This window comes from Mesorhizobium sp. P2_D1 (genome assembly GCF_056404455.1).
Window position 1 is genome coordinate 1 of sequence record NZ_JBFUDZ010000103.1, and the last position, 6,595, is coordinate 6,595.

At 62.4% G+C, this 6,595-nt stretch carries 5 protein-coding genes; 4 read left to right on the forward strand and 1 reads right to left on the reverse strand.

Annotated features, from left to right (window positions below; translation table 11 throughout):
* Together AC1D0I_RS31920 and AC1D0I_RS31925 are read left to right on the forward strand one after the other, a co-directional pair.
* Positions 1 to 1,291 (forward strand): TolC family outer membrane protein (locus AC1D0I_RS31920; protein ID WP_477400098.1); only part of this gene is annotated, 1,291 nt, incomplete at its 5' end.
* 217 nt (positions 1,292 to 1,508) lie between these two features.
* Entirely contained in the window at positions 1,509 to 2,360 is an 852-nt protein-coding gene (locus AC1D0I_RS31925) for a PopZ family protein (RefSeq protein WP_477400099.1), read from the forward strand.
* 58 nt (positions 2,361 to 2,418) lie between these two features.
* Here the strand turns inward: AC1D0I_RS31925 and AC1D0I_RS31930 are convergent, their stop codons facing one another.
* On the reverse strand, positions 2,419 to 3,051 hold the full coding sequence (locus AC1D0I_RS31930; protein WP_477400100.1) for a bleomycin resistance protein: 633 nt from the start codon (positions 3,049 to 3,051) through the stop codon (positions 2,419 to 2,421).
* Positions 3,052 to 3,253: 202 nt separating this feature from the next.
* On the opposite strand from AC1D0I_RS31930, the gene AC1D0I_RS31935 reads away from it, so the two are divergent.
* Together AC1D0I_RS31935 and AC1D0I_RS31940 are read left to right on the forward strand one after the other, a co-directional pair.
* On the forward strand, positions 3,254 to 3,535 hold the full coding sequence (locus AC1D0I_RS31935; protein ID WP_477400101.1) for a hypothetical protein: 282 nt from the start codon (positions 3,254 to 3,256) through the stop codon (positions 3,533 to 3,535).
* Between the two features lie 117 nt (positions 3,536 to 3,652).
* Positions 3,653 to 6,436, forward strand: a complete 2,784-nt coding sequence (locus tag AC1D0I_RS31940; protein ID WP_477400102.1) for a valine--tRNA ligase — start codon at positions 3,653 to 3,655, stop codon at positions 6,434 to 6,436.
* The last annotated feature ends 159 nt before the right edge of the window (positions 6,437 to 6,595 follow it).

Here is a 6,595-nt window from a genome sequence, read left to right on the forward strand (position 1 = left end):
GGCAAAGGCCTATCAGTACAATTCTTCGCTGAATTCGGCCCGGGCCGGCGTCCGCGTCACCGACGAGAGCGTCGCCATCGCCAAGTCGGGATGGCGCCCGACCATCAACGGGTCGGCGGACATCGACTACTCAAGCAGCCATCTCAACGGCACGAACTCAAGCGTGCGGCTGACCACCGGCAATTTTGGCGTCCAGATCAATCAGACGCTGTTCGACGGTTTTCAGACCAGGAACAATGTCGCCGCCGCCGAAGCGCAAGTCCGCGCTTCTGTCGAAACCCTGCGCAACACCGAAGAGAACACCCTGTTCAGCGCGGCGCAGGCGTATATGAACGTGATTCGCGACCGCCAGATCGCCGTGTTGACCGAGCAGAACCTGCAATTCCTGACCGAGACGGCGCGCGCGGCGCGTTCGCGTTTTGAGGTTGGTGAAGGCACGCGTACCGACGTCGCTCAGGCCGACGCTTCGCGGGCCGCCGCCGTGGCATCGTTGAGCGCCGCCCGTGCGCAAGCGTTGTCCAGTGCCGCAAGCTATCGCCAGATCGTGGGCGACGAACCGGGCAAGCTCAAAGCCGCTTCCCCGGTGGCAAAACTGTTGCCGTCGAGCCTCGCAGCTGCCGTCGAGGTGGCCGCGAACGAGCACCCGGCCATCCTTGCCACCCAGCATCTGGTCGACGCGGCCGCGTTTTCGGTGAAGTCGGCCGAAGGCGCGCTGCTGCCGCAGCTGACTGCAAGCGCGGGTGTTTCGAGCGATTATCGCAATACTGTCCCGGGCGTCTTCGCGTCGCAGGACGGCACTACCAATTCGGCCAACATCGGGGCCACGCTGAGCATCCCGATCTATTCCGGTGGCCGTAAATCGGCGATTGTGCGCCAGGACAAGGAATCGCTCAGCCAGGCCCGCATCGAGGTCGACGTCAGTCGCGACCAGGTGCGCCAGGCCGTCACCGCCGCCTGGACCGAGTACACTGCCGCGCAGCAACAGCTCACGGCCAACAAGCAGGTGATCGAGGCCGCGAAGCTAGCACTGAGCGGCGTCATCGAAGAACGCAATGTCGGCCAGCGCACCACGCTCGATGTCCTCAACGCACAGGCAACGGTCATCACCGCGGAGATCAACCAGGCTGGCTTTGAACATGATGTGGTGGTGGCGAGCTATGCCATCCTGCAGGCGACCGGCCGCCTGTCCGTCGACCGCCTTGGCTTGCAGGTGACGAAGTACAGACCTGAAGAGCACTACAACGCGGTCAAGGACAAATGGTTCGGCCTGCGTACGCCGGACGGCCGCTGAGAGGTTCGGCTCGGACTTTTTGGTCCCTCCTGCCTGAGCCAGCTCTTTGGCTCCACTCCCCGTTGGTTCGGTATCTGGTCTAATCTGTTGAAATCCCACAAGTCCCCAGATTGGGGATTCTCGTGTGGCGATCCGTCGGTTACGCTGGCGTCATGATTCGATCCGGCCTTGCCGGAGCGGAAATCTGCAACGGGTCACAAGGGCGGCGGATGTGACGATGGCGACGGCAAGCAGCGCACAGCGCGAACCTTCCATGGAAGAGATACTGGCTTCCATCAGGAGGATCATCGAGGACAGTGACGGCGGCCGCAAGCAGCCGGGCGACACCGATGAGCTGCGCCAGGATCTGGAGCCGGCGGCGAGCGCCGGTGCAGTTGCCGACGTCGAGGCATTCCGAGCCGACCTGCAGGCCCCAGAGATCAGGAAGCCGGTGACGCTGGCGGAAGTCCAGGCACAATTGCCGGCAGTCGAGCCGGTGATTACGCGGATGGAAACGCCGGTGCGCCCCGAGCCCGTCCCGGCAAAGCCATCGATGACACTTGCAGAAGTCAGCGCCCGGGTCGCCGCCGAGCCGACCCCGCCGGTCATGGCCGACGCGCCGGAAGCGCGTCCTATTGCCGACTCGCTGGCAGTGCGCCCTGTCGCCGACGCCCCCGTAGCCGATTGGCGGCGCGAGATCCCCGCTGTCGGCGAGCAAGCCAAAGCGGTGCCGGACAAAGGCGAGGCCCTTAAGTCGGTTGTCCAGCCGCCGGTGGAGGCTCCGAGGGACGAGCCGACTGCCGAAGCAGCCACCGAGCCGTCTCATCCGGGCGCAAGCGTGGTGCGACCGGCGGTGGCCAGCGATGCGCCGCGTCCGGCCATCGTTTCCGAGCACACGGGCCGGCAGGTTGCCGCCGCCTTTGGTGAGCTCTCCGATGCGTTTGCCAGTCGCAGCAAGAAGACATTCGACGAGATGGCCGAAGAGATGCTGCGGCCGATGCTGCAGGATTGGCTGGACAACAATCTGCCGACACTGGTCGAAAGGCTGGTGCGCGAGGAGATCGAGCGCGTGGCGCGCGGGGCGCAATAGTCTCAACTGCCATCACGCTCGGAACGCCGCCCGCGAGGCGGCGTTTTTTTYGGTGAGGTCAGCCCGCGCTGGTCGCGAAGCAAATGAGGTTGCTGTCGGGATCCCTGACGATGAACGTGCGAGCGCCCCACGGTTCGGTTCGCAATGTCTGGTGGAACGGAGCCTCGGCTGCCTGAAACTCCAGGAACAGCGCCTTGATGTTGTCGAGTATGATCGTCGCCGCCAGCAGGTCGTCGGTCGAATTGGCGGCCAATGGCGGCTTGTCGACATGGCGCAGGTTGAGCCGCGCGCCATCGCGGATGATCTGGGCGTAGAAGGGTGGCTCGCCATAGGTGAAGCGCGTCTCGAAGCCGAGCTTTTGCCGGTAGAAATCACAGGCCGCTGCGATGTCGCAGACAAAGAGCTGTGGCTCGGCAAAGGCGAGATGCGGTTTTGCTGCGTCTGGTGCTGCACGATCGGTCACGGTTTGAAGGCCTTCCTTGAGTGCCTGCCAGCTCTCGAAACCTGACTTCCTGGCGACGAGTTCCTGGGCATCGGCAAGCTTGAAGCCGTGATCGAGGATCTGGCTGTCGCTGAGATCGCGAAAACGCGGCAAGAGCCATCCAATCACAGCAGCGACGGGATAGTACCGCTCGCGATGCCATTTGAGGTAAAGCTTGGCCTGTTTCTTGTGGTGTTCGAGGGTCGGCATGGGCGCACTGCGAGGTTGAGGTGGCGTAGGCGGGCAATGCCCCTCCGGCCGGAAGCCGATGCGCCCTACAGCAGCGTTGGCAGCGTAGGATGGCTGAGATCAGTCGTCAAGGATCCACCCTTTCAAAGCCATGTGCAGCTGTTATTCTTGTGCGATGGATAGAAGKCTGACTTACAGTTATCGATTGCGGGCAAAGGTTCCAATGCTCACGGACGAGGAATATCTGAAGATCGTCGACGACCCGACAACCCTTTACTTGCAGGTTAAGCAGTTCGTTTCCAAGAATGGTCTCCAGAAAGAAATGAAGCATCCGGCTGCCGATCGCTATCGCGAATGCACTGGAGTTGCACTCGCCCATACATTTTGGCTCCTGCATGTGCGCCGTTCCGACTACGGCCCTGACTGCCCGGCCTGCGGAAAGCCTTACCGCACGCAAATGGCGAAGTTTTGTGCCGAGTGTGGACACGGCCTTCCGTTGAAATGAACACGGCCACGCCTATTTGCCTGTAGTGATCCAAGGCAGCCCCTGCGGTTGACTTGGCCAAAACCTTCCGATTTACACCGGACTAGCAAAACTCCCGACAGCGCGGACCATTTTCCCATGCTTGAAAAGACCTACGACGCAAAAACCGTCGAGCCGAAGATCGCCAAAGTCTGGGAAGAGGACGACGCGTTCCGCGCCGGCGCCGGGGCCGAGGAGGGGGCGGAAGCCTTCACCATCGTCATCCCGCCGCCGAACGTGACCGGCTCGCTGCATATGGGCCACGCGCTCAACAACACGCTGCAGGACATATTGGTGCGCTTCGAGCGCATGCGCGGCAAGAACGTGCTGTGGCAGCCGGGCATGGACCATGCCGGCATCGCCACGCAGATGGTGGTCGAGCGCCAGCTGATGGAAAAGCAGATCCACCGCCGCGACCTGACGCGCGAGCAGTTCATCGAAAAAGTCTGGGAGTGGAAGGACGAATCGGGTGGGGCGATCTTCAACCAGCTGAAGCGGCTCGGCGCCTCGGCCGACTGGTCGCGCGAACGCTTCACCATGGACGAGGGCCTGTCCAAGGCTGTGCTGGAAGTGTTCGTCACGCTCTACAAGGAAGGGCTGATCTACAAGGACAAGCGCCTTGTGAATTGGGATCCCAAGCTGCTCACCGCGATCTCCGATCTCGAGGTCGAGCAGCACGAGGTCAACGGCAATCTGTGGCACTTCCGCTATCCCATCGAGGGCGAGGTCTTCGATCCGGAAAATCCGAAAACCTTCATCACCGTGGCGACGACGCGCCCGGAGACGATGCTGGGCGACACCGCCGTTGCCGTGCACCCCGACGACGAGCGTTTCCGGCATCTGGTCGGCAAGAACATCGTCCTGCCGATCGTCGGCCGCAAGATCCCGGTGGTGGCTGATGAGTACTCCGATCCGGAGAAAGGTTCTGGTGCGGTCAAGATCACGCCCGCACATGACTTCAACGATTTCGAGGTTGGCAAGCGCCACAAGCTGCCGGCGATCAACATCCTCACCGTCGCGGCGGCGATAAGCCTCAAGGACAATGAGGATTTCCTCGCCGGTCTCGAGGTGACGCCGGAGCGGCAAGCGGTCTGGGATGAACTCAACGGCCTCGACCGCTTCGTCGCGCGCAAGAAGGTCGTCGAGCTGATGGAAGATGGCGGCTTCCTGGAAAAGGTCGAACCGCATCGTCACGCGGTGCCGCATGGCGACCGCGGCGGCGTGCCGATCGAGCCGTTTCTGACCGAGCAGTGGTATGCCAACGCGGCGGAACTGGCCAAGCCGGCGATTGCCTCGGTGCGCGAGGGGCGTACCAACTTCGTGCCGAAGAACTGGGAAAAGACCTATTTCGACTGGATGGAAAACATCCAGCCCTGGTGCATCTCGCGCCAGCTGTGGTGGGGTCACCAGATTCCGGCCTGGTATGGGCCGGACGGGCGCGTCTTCGTCGAGAAGACCGAAGAAGAGGCGCTGGGTGCGGCGATCGAATATTATCTGGCGCTGGAAGGGCCATGGAAGGCCTGGGTCGAAGACAAGCTCGAGAACTTCAAGCCGGGCGAGATCCTGATCCGCGACGAGGACGTGCTCGACACCTGGTTCTCGTCGGCGCTGTGGCCGTTCTCCACGTTGGGCTGGCCGGACGAGACGCCCGAGCTGAAGACCTATTACCAGACCGACGTGCTGGTCACCGGCTTCGACATCATCTTCTTCTGGGTCGCCCGCATGATGATGATGGGCCTGCATTTCATGGACGAGGAGCCGTTCCACACCGTCTACGTCCATGCGCTGGTGCGCGACAAGAACGGGCAGAAAATGTCGAAGTCGAAAGGCAACGTCATCGATCCGCTCGACCTCATCGACGAGTACGGCGCCGACGCGTTGCGTTTCACCCTGACGGTGATGGCGGCGCAAGGCCGCGACGTGAAGCTCGATCCGGCGCGCATCGCCGGCTATCGCAATTTCGGCACCAAGCTGTGGAACGCGACGCGCTTTGCCGAGATGAACGAAGTCGCGCGCAATGACGATTTCTGGCTCAACGATGCCAAGCTTGCGGTCAACCGCTGGATCCTCACCGAACTGACGCGGGCGGCACGTGAGATTACGGACGGCATCACCTCATACCGCTTCAACGAGGCGGCATGGTCGGCCTACCGGTTCGTCTGGAACCTGTTCTGCGACTGGTACCTGGAACTCTTGAAGCCGGTGTTCATGGGCACGGACGAGGCGGCCAAGGCCGAAAGCCGCGCCTGCGTCGCCTTCGTGCTCGACGAGATATACAAGCTCTTGCATCCGATGATGCCGTTCATGACCGAGGAACTGTGGGCGCAGACCGCTGGCGAAGGCAAGGAACGCGCCTCGCTGCTGTGCCATGCGGCGTGGCCGGCGCCGGACTTCGAGGACGCCGACGCTGCCGCCGACATCAACTGGCTGGTCGATCTCGTCTCGGGCATCCGCTCGGTGCGCTCGGAGATGAACGTGCCGCCGGCGGCGATCGCGCCGCTGGTCGTGGTCGGCGCCAACGAGGTGACCCGCGAACGGCTCGTTCGTGAAGACTCGGCGATCAAGCGGCTGGCGCGGGTCGGCGACATCTCGCTGGCCGATGTCGCCCCAAAAGGCTCGGCGCAGATCGTGCTCAACGAGGCGACGATCTGCCTGCCGCTTGGCAGCCTGATCGATCTCGCCGCCGAAGCGGCACGGCTGCAGAAGGAACTGGCCAAGGTGACCGAGGAAATCGCGCGCCTGCACAAGAAGCTGTCGAACGAGAGATTCGTCGCCAGCGCGCCGGCCGAGATCGTCGATGCCGAGCGCGAAAAGCTCACTGAGTACCGCGACGCGCAGGACAACCTTTCGGTGGCGTTGACGAGGGTTCGCGACGCTGGTTGAGGGCAGATTCGTGGCGCCTCGGCGGCTTCGAAATCAGACCTTCTTGCCTCGAAAATAGGCATTCCGCTGCGTTAATGTTGACGTAAACGGAAAGTTTTGGCCCCATTGTTGCCATAATGTAACACTGGGGCCCTGAATCCCCAAAACCATATATTTTTG

What these genes read in the sequence shown, in the direction of transcription:
- AC1D0I_RS31925 (WP_477400099.1), top strand. Translation starts at nt 1,509, where the DNA reads ATGGCGACGGCAAGCAGCGCACAGCGCGAACCTTCCATGGAAGAGATA.
- AC1D0I_RS31930 (WP_477400100.1), bottom strand. Translation starts at nt 3,051, where the DNA reads ATGCCGACCCTCGAACACCACAAGAAACAGGCCAAGCTTTACCTCAAA.
- AC1D0I_RS31935 (WP_477400101.1), top strand. Translation starts at nt 3,254, where the DNA reads ATGCTCACGGACGAGGAATATCTGAAGATCGTCGACGACCCGACAACC.
- AC1D0I_RS31940 (WP_477400102.1), top strand. Translation starts at nt 3,653, where the DNA reads ATGCTTGAAAAGACCTACGACGCAAAAACCGTCGAGCCGAAGATCGCC.